The sequence below is a fragment of the Herbaspirillum sp. C7C8 genome (assembly GCF_022627875.1).
Taxonomy (GTDB): domain Bacteria; phylum Pseudomonadota; class Gammaproteobacteria; order Burkholderiales; family Burkholderiaceae_D; genus Herbaspirillum.
Genome location: NZ_JABXGG010000001.1, coordinates 429255 through 444171, shown reverse-complemented (window position 1 = coordinate 444171; position 14917 = coordinate 429255). Strand labels below are relative to the sequence as shown.

The 14917-nt window shown below is 61.6% G+C and carries 13 protein-coding genes; 8 read left to right on the top strand and 5 right to left on the bottom strand.

The genetic code is table 11. From position 1 onward, the window contains the following. Nucleotides 1–69 precede the first annotated feature (69 nt). The 4 genes from HWE01_RS01995 to HWE01_RS01980 form a co-directional block, all read right to left on the bottom strand. Nucleotides 70–522, bottom strand: a complete 453-nt coding sequence (locus HWE01_RS01995; RefSeq protein WP_008331850.1) for a PPC domain-containing DNA-binding protein — start codon at nt 520–522, stop codon at nt 70–72. 2 nt (nt 523–524) lie between these two features. After that, nucleotides 525–1094: a PPC domain-containing DNA-binding protein gene (locus HWE01_RS01990; protein WP_008331849.1), complete on the bottom strand. Its 570-nt coding sequence runs from the start codon at nt 1092–1094 to the stop codon at nt 525–527. After that, a complete protein-coding gene (locus tag HWE01_RS01985) occupies nt 1091–2707 on the bottom strand; it encodes an acyl-CoA synthetase (RefSeq protein WP_349640991.1) in 1617 nt (538 codons plus the stop codon). Before HWE01_RS01985 ends, HWE01_RS01990 begins: the two co-directional genes overlap by 4 nt. Nucleotides 2708–2818: 111 nt before the next feature. Beyond that, nucleotides 2819–4000, bottom strand: a complete 1182-nt coding sequence (locus tag HWE01_RS01980; RefSeq protein WP_008331847.1) for an acetyl-CoA acetyltransferase — start codon at nt 3998–4000, stop codon at nt 2819–2821. Between the two features lie 764 nt (nt 4001–4764). On the opposite strand from HWE01_RS01980, the gene HWE01_RS01975 reads away from it, so the two are divergent. The 7 genes from HWE01_RS01975 to HWE01_RS01945 all read left to right on the top strand — a co-directional run bounded on the left by HWE01_RS01975 (nt 4765) and on the right by HWE01_RS01945 (nt 12552). Further along, nucleotides 4765–5799 (top strand): TRAP transporter substrate-binding protein, encoded by a 1035-nt coding sequence (locus tag HWE01_RS01975; RefSeq protein ID WP_034350964.1) that lies wholly within the window; start codon nt 4765–4767, stop codon nt 5797–5799. Nucleotides 5800–5902: 103 nt separating this feature from the next. After that, nucleotides 5903–7786: a TRAP transporter large permease gene (locus tag HWE01_RS01970; protein ID WP_008331844.1), complete on the top strand. Its 1884-nt coding sequence runs from the start codon at nt 5903–5905 to the stop codon at nt 7784–7786. 109 nt (nt 7787–7895) lie between these two features. After that, nucleotides 7896–8666 carry an SDR family NAD(P)-dependent oxidoreductase gene (locus HWE01_RS01965; protein ID WP_008331842.1) on the top strand — a complete coding sequence of 257 codons (771 nt, stop codon included), beginning with the start codon at nt 7896–7898 and terminating at the stop codon, nt 8664–8666. Between the two features lie 10 nt (nt 8667–8676). Further along, nucleotides 8677–9477, top strand: coding sequence for an SDR family NAD(P)-dependent oxidoreductase (locus HWE01_RS01960; RefSeq protein ID WP_241820964.1), 801 nt, complete (start codon nt 8677–8679; stop codon nt 9475–9477). Between the two features lie 357 nt (nt 9478–9834). Then, a complete protein-coding gene (locus tag HWE01_RS01955) occupies nt 9835–10644 on the top strand; it encodes a T6SS effector BTH_I2691 family protein (RefSeq protein WP_241820963.1) in 810 nt (269 codons plus the stop codon). Beyond that, the gene (locus HWE01_RS01950) at nt 10547–11476 is read left to right on the top strand and encodes a hypothetical protein (RefSeq protein ID WP_241820962.1); all 930 of its coding nucleotides are present in this window, start codon (nt 10547–10549) and stop codon (nt 11474–11476) included. Before HWE01_RS01955 ends, HWE01_RS01950 begins: the two co-directional genes overlap by 98 nt. A gap of 2 nt (nt 11477–11478) precedes the next feature. After that, nucleotides 11479–12552, top strand: coding sequence for a DUF6708 domain-containing protein (locus tag HWE01_RS01945; RefSeq protein ID WP_241820961.1), 1074 nt, complete (start codon nt 11479–11481; stop codon nt 12550–12552). A 9-nt stretch (nt 12553–12561) separates the two neighbouring features. On the opposite strand, the gene HWE01_RS01940 is transcribed toward HWE01_RS01945, so the two are convergent. Continuing rightward, entirely contained in the window at nt 12562–13476 is a 915-nt protein-coding gene (locus HWE01_RS01940; RefSeq protein WP_175345144.1) for a LysR family transcriptional regulator, read from the bottom strand. 190 nt (nt 13477–13666) lie between these two features. Between HWE01_RS01940 and HWE01_RS01935 the strand changes: the two genes are divergently transcribed. Next, nucleotides 13667–14800, top strand: a complete 1134-nt coding sequence (locus tag HWE01_RS01935) for a sigma-54-dependent Fis family transcriptional regulator (RefSeq protein ID WP_241820960.1) — start codon at nt 13667–13669, stop codon at nt 14798–14800. Nucleotides 14801–14917: the final 117 nt, after the last annotated feature.

Below are 14917 nucleotides of genomic sequence, written 5' to 3'. Positions count from 1 at the left end.
CTCAAGGTTTGAACAATGCCGCCAGGTGATGAGCCGGGCGGCATTTTTCATGGGAGCAAGGAAAGTGATTCAGGCCGGCAGCGCTTCGGATTGCTTGACCGCAATCCATTCCTGCAAGGTGATCTCGATGGTGATGAAAGAGAGATTGGCACCGCGCACGAAGCGACCGGCAAAGATGCGCCCCTCCGTATCGGCCACCACGCCTTGCAGCGGATGCGCGCTGGCAGGTCCATCGGCAAATCCGATTTCACCGAACACATTGAGGATTTCCACCCCCGGCCCGTTGATCTCCATCTCGCGCAGACCGGTCGGCGTGGCGTATTGCAGATGGGCATCGATGAGGCTGCCGATGGCTCCCCGCACGATGGCCTTGTCCATGCCATGCTGGCGGCACAGCGCTTCCACGCTTTCGGTGAGGTCCTGGTTGGGTTTGAGGCGGGCCATCACCAGCTTGCCGAGCTGGCCCTGTTCTACGTGGATGTGGTCGTCAAGGGAGTCGCTGTCATGGGCGGGGAGCGTCATCATCATTCCATGGGTGTCGGATGCAATAGACTGAAGTGCGTCTCTTCATCGCTGTTGACGACGAAGGCGCTGCGGGAAAACAGGCACAGGCGCAGGATGAGCGGATCGTCGCCCACCTCCACCGTGTCGAGCAGCAGATGGCCGCCATGCAGCGTACCATCGCCATCGATGAAACCTGAGTGGCAATGCAGTAAAACTTTTCCGTCGGCGTTCTGGCCGATGGTGATGGCGCCGGTCACGAAGCTGATGACGCCTTCCAATACATGCGGTGGTCCATAGTCATAAGGCCGGCTGGCGTCGCCGGTCTGTTCGATGCGGTGGTAATGCAGGCGTCGCGCGGTCCCGCCGCACAGCCGCCCGACGCCGCCGCGCTGGCCATAGCGTGCCAGCACGCGGCGCAAGGCCGGGCCGACCGGGGTGCCGGGTTGCAGGGTGATACGAAGTTCCTCGGCGGGGTCGGCCTCCAGGTCCAGCGTGCGCGGATAGCTCGGCTGGCCTGCATGAAGGAATTTGCGCACCGCCAGGAAACCGGCGCTGGCCGTGGTCTCGCCAGGTTTGCTGGAGAGTTTCATAGACGGTAGTCGCCCTGCTCTTCCAGCAGCGCCTTGATCTGTTTCTTGACGATCTTGCCGTAGCCCGACTTGGGCATGCTGTCCCAGTAGACGAAACGGCGTGGCCACTTGTACTTGCCGATGCGCGTCTCCAGATGCGCCAGCAAGGCTTCGCCATCGACCTGCTGACCTGCCTTGCAGACGATCACCGCCAGCCCGCTTTCGCCCCACTTGGGATCGGGCACGCCCAGCACGGCCACTTCGGAGACCGCCGGGTGCGTCAGCAGCGCTTCCTCGATCTCGCGCGGATAGACGTTGGAGCCGCCCGAGATGTACATGTCCGATGAACGTCCGGTGATGTAGAGGAAGCCATCCCGATCCACATGCCCGAGGTCGCCGGTATGGAACCAGTCATGCTTGAAGGCCTTGGCATTGGCCTCGGGATTGTTGTGATAGCCCATGAAGACGGCCGGTCCGCGCACGCAGATTTCGCCGGTCTCGAAGGGGGCCAGTTCCTGGCCGTCGTCATTGAGGATGGCGATCTGCATGCCGGTGCGCGGCATGCCGCAGGTCCCTACGCGCGCCTGCGGATGGGCGTCATCCTCGAAGTGAAGGTAAGGCGGCAGGAAGGTGATGTTGCCGGTCACTTCGCCCAGGCCGTAATACTGCACCAGCACCTTGCCCAGCTTCTTCAATGCGTGGACCTGGTCGGCGCGATACATGGGCGCGCCGGCATAGATGACGTGTTTCAGCGAGCTGTGGTCGTAGCGGTCGACGGACTCATCCTCGACTAGGATCTTGACGATGGTGGGCACCGTGAAGAGATTGTCCACCTGGTATTTCTCCACCAGCTGCCAGGCTTCCTCGACCACCAGCCGTTCGGACGAAAGCAGGATGCTGGCCGCACCGCGTGCGGTATTGACCACTGCATGCACGCCTGCGCCGTGCGACAGCGGTGCCACCACCAGCGAGCGCGATTGATGCGTGAGGCCCGGCATCAGGTCGGCCAGGTGATTGGTGACCACGAAGGCCATCTGGCCATGCGAGAGCATCCCCGCCTTGGGATGACCCGTGGTGCCGGAGGTGTAGAAGAACCACAGCGGATCGTCGTAATCGACTTCGGCCTCGGGGAAGGACTCGCCGCTGCCATCGGCCACCAGCGCTTCGTAATCGAGTTCGCCCGGCCGCGCGTCGGCCAGGGCCACCACGTGTTCGAGTGCCGGCGAGGCGGATTTCACCGCGTCGACATACTGCGCGAAACCACGGTCATACAGCATCACGCAGGCGCCGCTGGACTGGCCCAGATAAGCGGCCTCGGGCGGCGTGATGCGGAAATTGGTCGGCACCCAGACCACGCCCATCTTGAAGGCGGCCCAGGCACTCTCGAAGATCTGCTGGTTGTTGCGTGAGTGGACCAGCATCTTGTCGCCCTTCTTGACGCCACGACGGGTGAGGGCGTGCGCCAGCGCATCGACGCGGGCATTGATCTCGCGCCAGCAGATCAGGCGGTCACTGCCATCGGCGGCGCCTTGTGCCAGGATCAGTCCCGGCTCTTCCGGAAAGCGGCGCGCCACATCCGAGAGCAGGCGGCCCAGGTTCATCACTTTGCTTAACATCGTCTCACTCGTCCCGATTTTTCTAAAGGAAATTGGCGTGCTGTCTTGTTCTCGTTTTTTTGCACATTACTTCATGTGGCGCGCCGCCAGCTCACGGCTGGACGGCGCGCCGACGCATCACATGCGCTTTTAGTTCACACGCTCCAGAATGCTTACATAGTTGGCCACGGCCGCACCGCCCATGTTGAACACACCGGCATAGCGCGCATTGGCAATCTGCATGTCGCCCGCATCATGGGACGCCTGCATGGCTGCCATCACGTGCATCGACACCCCGGTAGCACCGACCGGATGGCCCTTGGACTTCAGCCCGCCCGAGGGATTGACCGGCAGCTTGCCGTCCTTGGCGGTGATGCCTTCGGCAATCACGCGCGCGCCCTGGCCGTGCGGGGCCAGGCCCATGGCTTCGTATTCCAGCAACTCGGCCACGGTGAAGCAGTCGTGCGTTTCCACCAGCGACAGATCATTGAGGCTCAGGCTGGCCTCACCCAGCGCTTTTTTCCAGGCCAGCTCGGCCGCTTCGAAGCGGGTCGGGTCGCGACGCGACAGCGGCAGGAAATCATTGACATGCACCGCTGCCCGGAACTGCACGGCACGCGGCATGGACCTGGCCACATCGGCGGCGCTGATGACCAGGGCGGCGGCACCATCGGAAATGAGCGAGCAGTCGGTGCGCTTGAGCGGTCCGGCCACGAAGGGATTTTTCTCGGAGACCGTGCGGCAGAACTCGAAGCCGAAATCCTTGCGCATGTGGGCGTAGGGATTGACCATGCCGTTCTTGTGATTCTTGGCCGCGATCTGCGCCAGCGCGTCGGATTGGTCGCCGAAGCGGTCAAAGTAGCTCTGCGCGATCTTGCCGAAGACGCCCGCAAAACCGCCCGGGATGCCCGCTTCTTCCTTGGCGTAGCAGGCCTTGAGCAGCACCTCGCCCACCTGCGGTGTGGCCAGCTCGGTCATCTTCTCGAAGCCGATCACCAGCACGTGCTTCGATTGCCCGGCCTTGATCGCCTGCAGGCCCGAATGGATGGCCGCCGATCCGGTGGCGCAGGCATTCTCCAGGCGCGTGGCCGGCTTGAAGCGCAGTTGCGGCAGCGTGTTCATGACCAGCGAGGAAGGAAAGTCCTGGTACAGGAAACCGGCATTGAAGGTGCCGAAGTGGATCGAATCGATGTCTTCCGGTTGCAGTCCCGCGTGCTCGATGGCGGCCTTGGCGACCTGGCCGATCAGCACTTCCGGATCGATGCCGTCGAGCTTGCCGAATTGCGAATGGTTCCAGCCGGTGATGCAGGGTGAGGATGCAGAAACAGTCATGGGGTGTCCTTGTTTCCGTCTTGGACGGGGTCGATGGAGCAGGGGCGCTCCGTTGTTACACACAGGGGCAATATGCAAAATCGGTGCCACGCGCAGGACCGCTCGCCTCACCGCATGCAGCCGGTGTCGAGCATCCCTGGCCGGGGCATCGCGCAACCGTTGCCGGCCAAACCGCTGCCATGCGCCGGCCTGCATCTTGCCCGTCTCCTGGGCGGTCCGGCGCAAAGCCGCGCCGGGTCTCGCTTTGTTGTTGATGTTGATGGGGGCTGAGGTGTCCGTCAGGCCCTCCCTGTCATTCCCGACAAGCGGGAAAAACCGGAGCGGACAGGGCAGCCTCCACCGACCGCATGAAGATAGCACGTACTTTACGTTAACGTAAATCATTGCGCTGCAGCAGCCAGGCAGAAGCGTTTGTTGCCGGTGGGCAGCATGCACAGGTGTCGACGGTTGCGACACTGTAGCGACAGTCCTGCGACAGGTGTCGCAGCAAGGATGCGTACAAATAAATGTCGACCAGCGTGATTGCGTGCTTGTACTGGGCCGCCCTTATCGCAGAGAATACAGGCGCAGTGCCGATGAGGAGGGGACACTGCCACGCCGCCGCGGGAGCATCGGGGGGCTTGGCATCCAACTTGCTCTATCGCTGCACAGGCAGTGTTGACCACCCGGCACAGGGAGCTGCACGCCCGATCTGGCGGCCCTGTGTGGTCGTGCCGGATTCAGCAATGTTCAAAATTACAAACAGACAAACAGGAGACAAGCAGATGGAACAATCCACTGGCAAGTTCACGCGCCGCCATTTTTTGAAGACCGCCTCGGTCGCTTCGGCGGCTGCCGCTACCGGCCTGGTATCGACGTCGGCCCATGCGGCCGAGTTCACCTTCAAGTACGCCAACAATCTGCCGGTCACTCACCCGATGAATGCGCGCGCCAAGGAAATGGCCGCCGCCATCGCGGAACAATCCAAGGGCCGCATCGAACTGCAGCTCTACCCCAACAACCAGCTGGGTACCGACACCGACATGCTCTCGCAGGTGCGTGCCGGTGCCATTGACTTCTTCACGCTCTCGCCGTTGATCCTGGGTACGCTGGTGCCTGCTGCGCAGATTTCCGGCATCGGTTTTGCCTTCAAGGATTACAGCCAGGTCTGGCCCGCCATGGATGGCGAACTGGGCGCACACGTACGCAAGCAGATCGAAGCCCGCTCCACGCTGTTCGCCTTCGAGAAGATCTGGGACAACGGCTATCGCCAGATCACCAACAGCACCAAGCCCATCAAGACCGCCGACGACCTCAAGGGCATGAAGCTGCGGGTACCGCCGAGCCCGCTGTGGACCTCGATGTTCAAGGCCTTCGATGCGGCGCCGACCTCGATCAACTTCGCCGAAGTCTATTCGGCCCTGCAGACCAAGATCGTGGAAGGCCAGGAAAACCCCATGGCCATCATCTCCACCGCCAAGCTCTACGAAGTACAGAAGTACTGCTCCATCACCAACCACATGTGGGATGGCTTCTGGTTCCTGGGCAACAAGAAATCCTTCGAACGTCTGCCCAAGGATCTGCAGGAGATGATGGCGCGCGTCATCAACGAAGCCGGCATGAACCAGCGCGTCGACGTGCGCAAGCTCAATGATTCGCTGGTCGACGAAATGAAGGGCAAAGGCCTGGCCTTCAACAATGCCGATGCCGATTCCTTCCGCGCCAAGCTGCGCGCGGCCGGCTTCTATGCCGAGTGGAAGAAGAAGTTCGGCGACGAGCCCTGGGCCCTGCTGGAGAAGTACACCGGCAAGCTGGCCTGAATGGCCCGTTCGCCGGGGCTCGTGAAGGCATGAGCCCCGGTGCGATGGGGGCGGCATCGCCGATGCTGTCCCTGTCGCCCTGAATCCATTTCGCTGGAGCTTGATGATGGAAGCTGCAATGACTTACCGCGCCCCGGTCAACATGAACCCGGCAGCGCGCGCCCTGGTCGCATTCAATCGCATGGTGATGCACGTGGTCGGCGCGGTGGCGGCGGCCCTGGTGCTGGCCGAGACCGTGGTGCTGCTCACGGGCGTGATCTACCGCTATGCCCTGCATGATCCCCTGGTATGGTCCGATGAACTGGCCTCGATTCTCTTCATCTGGTTGTCGATGCTGGGCGCGGTGCTGGCGCTGGATCGCGGCGAGCACATGCGACTCACCGCCATCATCAACAAATGTTCCGAGAAGGGCCGCATCTGGCTGGAAACGGTGGCCGCGCTGGTGGTCTGCATCTTCGTGCTGATGGTGATCCATCCCGCCGTGGACCACGCGGTGGAACAGATGCCCATCACCACACCGGCCCTGGAAATTCCCGACGGCCTGCGCGCGGCAGCCTTGCCGGTTGGCGCCATCCTGATGCTGCTGGCGGCGGTCTCGCGCATGGCGGCCATGACCACGATGCGCCTGCTGCTGTCGGCGCTGGCCGTGGTGGCCGTGATCGGTGGCGCACTGTGGCTGGCCAAGCCCATGCTGCTGGGCATGGGCAATTACAACCTGATCGTGTTCTTCGTGTTGCTCATTGGTGTATGCGTGGCCGGCGGCATCCCCATTGCCTTTGCCTTCGGCACGGCCACCATGGCGTACCTGGCGCTGGCCACGACGGCACCGCTGATGATCGTGGTCAGCCGCATGGACGAAGGCATGTCCAGCCTGATCCTGTTGTCGGTGCCGCTGTTCGTGCTGCTCGGGTCGTTGCTGGAAATGTCGGGCCTGGCCAAGACCCTGATCGACTTCATGGCCGCGCTGCTGGGCCACGTGCGCGGCGGTCTGCAATACGTGCTGCTGGGCGCGATGTTCCTGGTCTCCGGCATTTCCGGTTCCAAGGCGGCGGACATGGCGGCCATTGCTCCGGCGCTGTTCCCCGAGATGAAGAAGCGCGGCTCCAAGCCGGAAGAACTGGTGGCACTGCTCTCGTCCTCCGGCGCCATGACCGAGACCATTCCGCCCAGCCTGGTGTTGATCACCATCGGCGCTGTCTGCAGCGTATCGATCACGGCACTGTTCATCGGTGGCCTCATGCCGGCGGCCATCGCCACCATCGCCATCGCCGTGGTGTGCTGGATGCGTGCGCGCCGCGAGCCGATGCCGGATGTCAAGCGCGCCCCGGTCTCGCTCATCCTCAAGACCCTGATCACCGCGCTGCCGGCGCTGGCGCTGCCCATGCTGATCCGCGTGGCCGTCATCGAGGGGGTCGCCACGGCCACCGAAGTGGCCACCATCGGCGTGGCCTATACGGTAGTGGTCGGGCTGATCATGCACCTGTTCATGAAGCACCTGAACTTCAGGCGTCTCTATCCGATGCTGGTCGAGTCCGCCGCCTTGTCGGGTGCGATCCTGCTCATCATCGGCATGGCCACCGCGATGGCCTGGGCGCTCACGCAGTCGGGCTTCTCGGCCAAGCTGGTGGGTCTGATGCAGGGCGTGCCGGGAGGCGGGGTCGGGTTCCTCTTGATCACCATCGTCATCTTCATCGTGCTGGGCAGTTTGCTGGAAGGCATTCCCGCCATCGTGCTGTTCGGGCCGCTGCTGTTCCCGGTGGCACGTTCGCTGGGGGTGCATGACGTGCACTACGCGATGGTGGTGATCCTGTCCATGGGCATCGGCCTGTTCGCACCGCCCTTCGGTGTGGGCTTCTATGCCGCCTGCGCCATCGGCAAGGTGTCGCCGGACGGCGTCTTCAACCGGGTCTGGGGCTATCTGGCCGCGCTGGTGGTGGCGCTTCTGGTGGTGGCCTTCGTGCCCTGGATTTCCATCGGTTTCCTCTGATCCCCTCACCAGTCGTGCGAGCGATCGGGAAGCTTCCATGATTGACCTGCCCTAATTAAAAACGGCGGCCCCACCTCCTTGCGGGGCCGTCCCAATCCACGGAGACAATATGAATCGCAATGAGAGCGGCGCCCGCGTGGCGCTCGTGACGGGCGGAGCCATGGGCATCGGCGCCAGCATTTCGCAACAACTCGCGGCCAAAGGGCACATCGTCCTGGTCGCTGACATCAACCTGGAGGCGGCCACCCAGACCGCCGACGCACTGGTGGCCGCCGGCCATCGGGCGGCCCCGCTGCAAATGGATCTCGGCAGCCCCGAGTCGATTGCGCAGGCCTTCGCCCACATCGAGAAGGACTATGGGCGCTGCGACGTGCTGGTCAACAATGCCGGCGTGGCACGCACCTATTCCTTCCTCGACTATCCGCTGGAAAACTGGTTGCAGACCATGAACGTCAACGTCACCGGCGTGCTGCTGGCAGGCCAGCAGGCGGCGCGTCTGATGCTCAGGCAAGGATGGGGACGCATCGTCAATATCTCGTCCATCTCGGGCATTCGTGCGGGCGCCGGGCGCACCGCCTATGGCACCTCCAAGGCCGCCGTCATCGGACTGACGCGCCAGATGGCCATCGAGCTGGCGCAATACGGCATCACCGTCAACAGCGTTGCGCCCGGTCCGGTCGATACGCCCATGACCCAGGCCATGCACTCGGAGCAGACGCGCCAGAGCTACTATCGCCTGGTCCCCATGCGCCGTTATGGCACCACCGATGAGATCGCCTCGGCCGTCTGTTATCTGGCCGCTGAAGAATCAGCCTATATCACCGGCCACGTGATACCGGTCGATGGGGGCTTCGTCGCCGGCGGCGTACTGGAAATCTGAGGGGACGTGCATGGACAAGCTCATGCAAGGCAAGGCCATCATCGTCACCGGCGCCGGTTCGGTCGGCGCGGGCTGGGGCAATGGCAAGGCTGCCGCCGTGCTGTATGCGCGCGAGGGCGGGCGGGTGCTGGCGGTGGACCGCAGCATCGAGGCCGCCATGCAGACGCAGGACATCATCCGAAGCGAGGGGGGCGAGTGTGAAGTGCTGGCCGCCGATGTCTCGCGCAGTGCTGATGTGAAGGCCATGGCGGAGGCGGCCATGGATCATTTCGGTCGGGTCGACGTGCTGCACAACAATGTGGGCATCGCCGAGGTGGGCGGCCCGGTGGAAACCAGTGAAGAGAGCTGGAACCGGCTGGTGGCGGTCAACCAGACCAGCCTGTTCCTGACGCACAAGCATGTGCTGCCGATCATGGAGCGGCAGGGCAAGGGGGCCATCGTCAATATCTCGTCGCTGGCGGCCTTGCGCTGGATCGGTTTTCCCTACCTGGGTTATACCGCGACCAAGGCGGCCATCCTCGCCTTCACCAAGAACGTGGCGATGCAGTATGCGCCCATGGGCATCCGCGCCAATTGCGTGCTGCCCGGCATGATGGATACGCCCATGATCCGCGAACCGCTCAAGGCCTCCTATGGCGGCGATGTCGAAGAGATGCGCGCCAGGCGCAATGCACAGTGTCCGATGGGCTTCATGGGGGATGCCTGGGATGTGGCGCATGCCGCGCTGTTCCTCGCTTCCGACAACGCGCGCTACATCACGGGGCTGGACATGATCGTCGATGGTGGCCTGTCGCTGCGCTGTGCGGGGTGAGCCGCCGGGTGTGACATTTGTTTGTTGACCACGGACAGGCGGGCGTGGAAGCCGACCTGCCGCGGTTTGATGCCCGGGCGTCCAAGAGCGTCCGGGTTTTTTTCTTCTGAGCATATTGGTCGACTGCGTGTGCTCAACATTAGGGCCTGTTCACATTAAATTTGCGAGATGCGCAGATTTAATGTGAACAGGCCCTAAATGCTTGGGATTTCTCGTAGTATTTCAACAGACGTGAGCATGTCGTCATGCAAACATCTGCGTTTTTCTTTTCAGCCTGTACTGGTCAAGTGCCGGAGGGACTGATGATTCAACAGGAACGCAGCGATGTTGACATGCAGTTATTGCGACAAAAAAGGCTTGCTGATCTATCCGGTCCGCTATGCCGTGGCCAGTCCGTATGGCGCGCAGGCTGTGCCTGCGATTTCCGGCAATTTCAGAATCGAAGGCGCGCCCCGGCAGATCGGCGAAGCACGTTATACCTTGCGGGCTTTAAGGCCCGGCTATCTCTATGCCTACGACGAGTGTCGCGCACGGCTCAAGGCCTGCGTCGTGATGCCTACCGGGCATCTGTGGAATTTTCCGCTCGAATACAACCCTCCCCATCCCGGGCGCATACCCTTCTCCTGCGTGGACCCCGGAGAAATCGTACGGGCTTATTGCGTCGACATCGCCCATACGCCCCACGATCCTGCTACCCGGCTATGGATAGGCTGGTCCAATACGGCTTGGACCAAGGCTTTGCAAAAGAAAGTCAGCGAAACGGGCTGGCGCAGGAAGCACATGCAGTGCATCGATGTGGCGGCCATGCTGGCTGGTACGGCACCGCATGCGGGAGAGTTCAACGCCTGCAAGGAACAGGTGGCTCATTTTGCCGCTGATACGGGCGAGATGGCGCGGGCCTTTTCGTTCAGCAACACGCCGCCGGCAGAGGAGAACAAGCGTCACGCATGGGCTGGCAAGATGGCCGACATCATGGCCGCCCAGGCCCCGCATCACAAGGGTTACGTGGTCGCCATCAATGATCCGGTGGGCCTCGTCAATGACCTGAGCGAACTGTGCGTTCCGGGCCTTGCGGCCGGTTGCAGCCACCGAGCCGCAACTCAAGGGCAGCGATATCCAGTTCGAAAATATCCTCAATCTCTACAAGGGGGCCGTAGCCCGGCTTGACGTGACCCCTTACGCACCGCAGCTGATCGACCGCCTTGCACTGACGACGGCCAATGTGATCGGCAAGCGTCTCAATGACGCCAGCCGGGGCGTGGCGCATTCTCTGGCGATGATCCACGTGCATCTGCTGGCGGGAGTGACGATCAAGGCCAGCAACATGAGTGCTGCTGATGTGTCGCGCTGGGCGATTGAACAGGCTAAAGCCCAAGGCATCGAACTTAAGACGAATCGGCAGCAGACCAGGAGTGATGCCTATCACCAGGCCAAGGGAGCAGTCAGGAGTTCGGCAATGGGGCGGCGCATGATTGCCTATGAACTCGACATCGCCAGCTTGGAACGGGAGGGGCGCATCGCCGCAGGGAGCATCAAGGGTATCGCCATTCCCGATATCGCGCTGGCGGTCAGTGTGCAGAAATCGGGGGAACATCCGCTGGGGGCGTTCATCCTCAGGCAATGGGCGGTCAGCGATACGTTGGTTCGGGCGGGTATTCAGGCGGCCCGCTTTATAGGGATGTTTGCGGGTGTGTTGGCTGGTGCTTACGATATTGTTTTCAGCGCGCGTGCTGCTTTTGGAGAACAGAAGCAATTCCTTGGTTGGCTGTATCTGGCCAACGGTGCGCTCGGCAGCGTAATTGCCATTGCAGCCTACAACGCCATCGGATCCATTTTTTGGCCACTTCTGATTGCATCTTTCTTGGTGGCGATTGCGATAGCGTTGGTAAACGACAGTGCGCTAAAAACTTGGATATCTCATTGTGAATTTGGACGTGGAGAAAAATATGGATCATTCGACGCGCAGTTAAAGGCATATCGAAATGCAGTTGGGGGCTAGAAATGGATGAGCGCATCTTTCAGTTTAAAGCTGGTCGCCCCATTCCCGAATGGGATCTGAAGCATCGCTTACCCATCTACAACCCTGTTGGTCCGGAGTGCCAAGATACAAGTACCGTCTTCCGGATCAATTCGACTTTTATGGATGTAACAGACCAGCCATACAGAGAAAGACAGTGGCTGGCCGGAGGCGTCCTGGTCTCTTGTTTAGGGGTGGCCGGGGGAATGTGGAGCTACTACCTGACGAGAGTGCTGTATCCGGATGCCGGTGGAATTCTGGGTGACCTGTATTGCCTGGTCATTACGTTTCTGTTCGGCTACTTCGCTTTCCGGCACGGAAGAGACGAATTTTTTTCACTTAAGCGCCGTCCCATCCGTTTCAATCGTAAAGAGAAAAAACTCTACGCCATTCGGCGTCGCCGGTTCTTCGCCAAGCCTGGTCAAGGCGATATCACATGGGAAGTCCCTTGGGATGAAAACGCCATATTCTGCATTCACCGCGGATATTCCAACCACAGGAATACCTATCACATCCGTCATTACGAAGTGGATAAAGAAGGTAACGTGATTCGTGCCTTTGCGATCGGACGGAAGTGGGAAGGGCAAGAATGCCTCGATGGCCTGCTGTCGCAGTGGAACTACTGGTGCTGGTACATGAATCACGGTCCGGAAGAGTTGCCCAAACCGCTGCTTTTCTTCAAAGAAAAGGAGAACATGCTGGAGAGTTTCCTGTTCTGCATGTATGACTTGGGGATGCGCGCCAGTGCGGCCTATCGCATTAGCATGATGCCTTTCATCTTGCTCTTGACTAGTCATCGCTTGATGGCCCTTTGGACTTGCCGCGATCCCGTCTGGCCAGACTATGTCAGCAGAGTCAGCGGTATCGAATCCGACGATCCCTACGACGAACCGCGCGACAACACCCCCATAGGCTGGGCCGAGACCACGCACGCGATCAATCGCAAGGAATATCCCGACGGCGCAAAAAGCGCAATGGAACACTGGCGCGGCGAGCAGGACGCCACCTTGAATGCCTTGCTGTGGGCTGCAGATACGCCCCCCGTGGGCAGGCCCTGATCCATCGTCTTACGCGCCCGCACCCTGATTGACCGACTGCATTGCCTGCCACACCTCCACCGCCGTCTGTGCAAAGGTCCGTATGCAGGGATTGGTATTCTCGCGGTTCCAGATCACCGCCACCTCCACCGTCGGCGCACCGATGAGCGGCTTGAAGACCGTGGTGTCCAGGTGCATGGCCTGCATCGAGGTCGGTACCAGCGCCACCCCCAGCCCTTCGCCGACCAGGTTGACGATGGTCTGCTGCAGGTTGGTCTCCAGCACGATGCGCGGACGGAAGCCATGCAGCTGGCAATGCTGCCGGATCAGGTCATACACCACCGGCGCAATCGGGCGCGGAATGCTGATGAAGGCATCCTCGGCCAGCTCGGCGGCCGAGATCTCAGGCTTGTGCGCCAGGCGATGCCCACGCGGCAGCACCGCCAGCAAGGGTTCGGCGTAGATGGTGTGGCTGTCGAGCCGGCGGCAATCCTCGGGGCGATACATGATGCCCACATCGATTTTCTCATCCTCAATGTCAGTGGCCAGCAGGTTGGGCACGTATTCGCTCAGGCGCATGTCCACCTCCGGATAGGCCGCCGAATAATGGCGCGTCACCGCTGGCAGGATGTTGTAGGCCGAGGACATCATGAACCCCACCTTCAGCGCCCCGCTCATACCCGTGCTGGAAGAGGCCACGTTGCGCTTGGCCCGTTCCAGGGCCTTGAAAATTTCTGTGGTGTCGCGATAAAAATATTTGCCCGCCGCCGTCAGCTGGATGGCGCGTTTGCTGCGGTCGAACAATTGCGCTCCCAACTCCTTCTCCAGTGCCGCAATCTGCCGTGTCAGCGGCGGTTGCGAGATGTGCAGCAGTTCCGCCGCGCGGCCGAAATGCAGGGTTTCTGCTACGGTGCGGAAATAGGTGAGATGTCTCAATTCGATCATTTGATACCTTCAAGGTATTGATTCTGTCTGTACATTGTATTGGAAGTCATGAGTCGGACTGGCTATTCTTTGCCGCAGACGTGCCATTGCGACACGTTTCCGGGACCGCCCCAGGCAGGTTCCCGCGCATAAAGAACCGGTTCTGCGGATGCCGGCTCGATAAAAAAGCAGTCCAAGACAGGAGACCATCATGCCGACCACCCCGGTAGCGCAGCCCTTGCCTGATCGTGACGTTTGCTCCATCCCGGCTGGCACAGCCCATTCGACTTGCGCGCCTCATGCGCCGCGTTATCGCGACATCGATCAGCTCGCCGCTGGCGACGACCTGATGGGCGATCTGGTCGAACGCGGCAAGCGCCTCATCGATCGCGGCATCCCCGTGCTCATTCTGGGCGAGACCGGGACCGGCAAGGAATATCTCTCCCGTGCCCTGCATGACTACAGCGCACGCCGTCGCGCCAACTGGATCGCCGTCAATTGCGCCTCCATCCCCGAGAGCCTGGCCGAAAGCGAACTGTTCGGCTATTGCAAGGGCGCCTTCTCCGGTGCGCTGCCCGGCGGGATGAAGGGCAAGGTGCAACAGGCCGATGGCGGCACGCTCTTCCTCGATGAAATCGGCGACATGCCCTTTGCGCTGCAAACGCGCCTGCTACGCGTGCTCTCCGAACGCGAAGTGATGCCCCTGGGCGCACAACGCCCGGTGCCGGTGGACGTACAACTGATCTGCGCCACGCACCAGGACTTGAAAACCCTGATCGCCGATGGCCGCTTCCGGGAAGACCTGTATTACCGCGTTGCCGGTGGCGTATTGCGCCTGCCCGCCTTGCGCGAACGCAGCGACCGGCGCGCGCTGGTGATGCAGATGATGGCCGACGAGCTGGGCCATCCGGTCCAGGACAGCATGATCGAGCCCGCCGTCCTGCAGCGTCTGCTGGCCTATCCGTGGCCGGGCAATCTGCGCCAGCTGCATGCCGTGATCCGTTACAGCTGCGCCGTCATGAACGAGGGACGCATCACCCTGCGCGACCTGCCGGAGGAGTTGATGCAGTTCCAGCCCGCCGGCCTGGCGCAGGTGCTGCCCCTGCATCGTCCGGCCTCGCGCATGGCACTGGAGGCGCCGGGGCAGGGCGGTGCTGCCGATGTCAGACGCGATGAGCGTACCCGCGTCATCGAAGCCCTCAACGGCAGCCGCTGGAACATCTCCGCAGCCTCACGCCAGTTGGGCATGTGCCGCGCCTCGCTGTATCGCAAGTTGCGGCAGCTGGATATCCCGCATGTCAGGGATCAGGCCGTGCCTGCACACGCGGCCTATGCGGTCGCCTGAAATGGGTTCTATAAATCATTCGCCTCCTTCCTGGGCCCAGATCAGTGCGCTCCCCGCGGCGCGCTGGCCAGCATTAAATTTCTCTTAATGCTCGCGCGCTTGTCATTCACTTGAAAT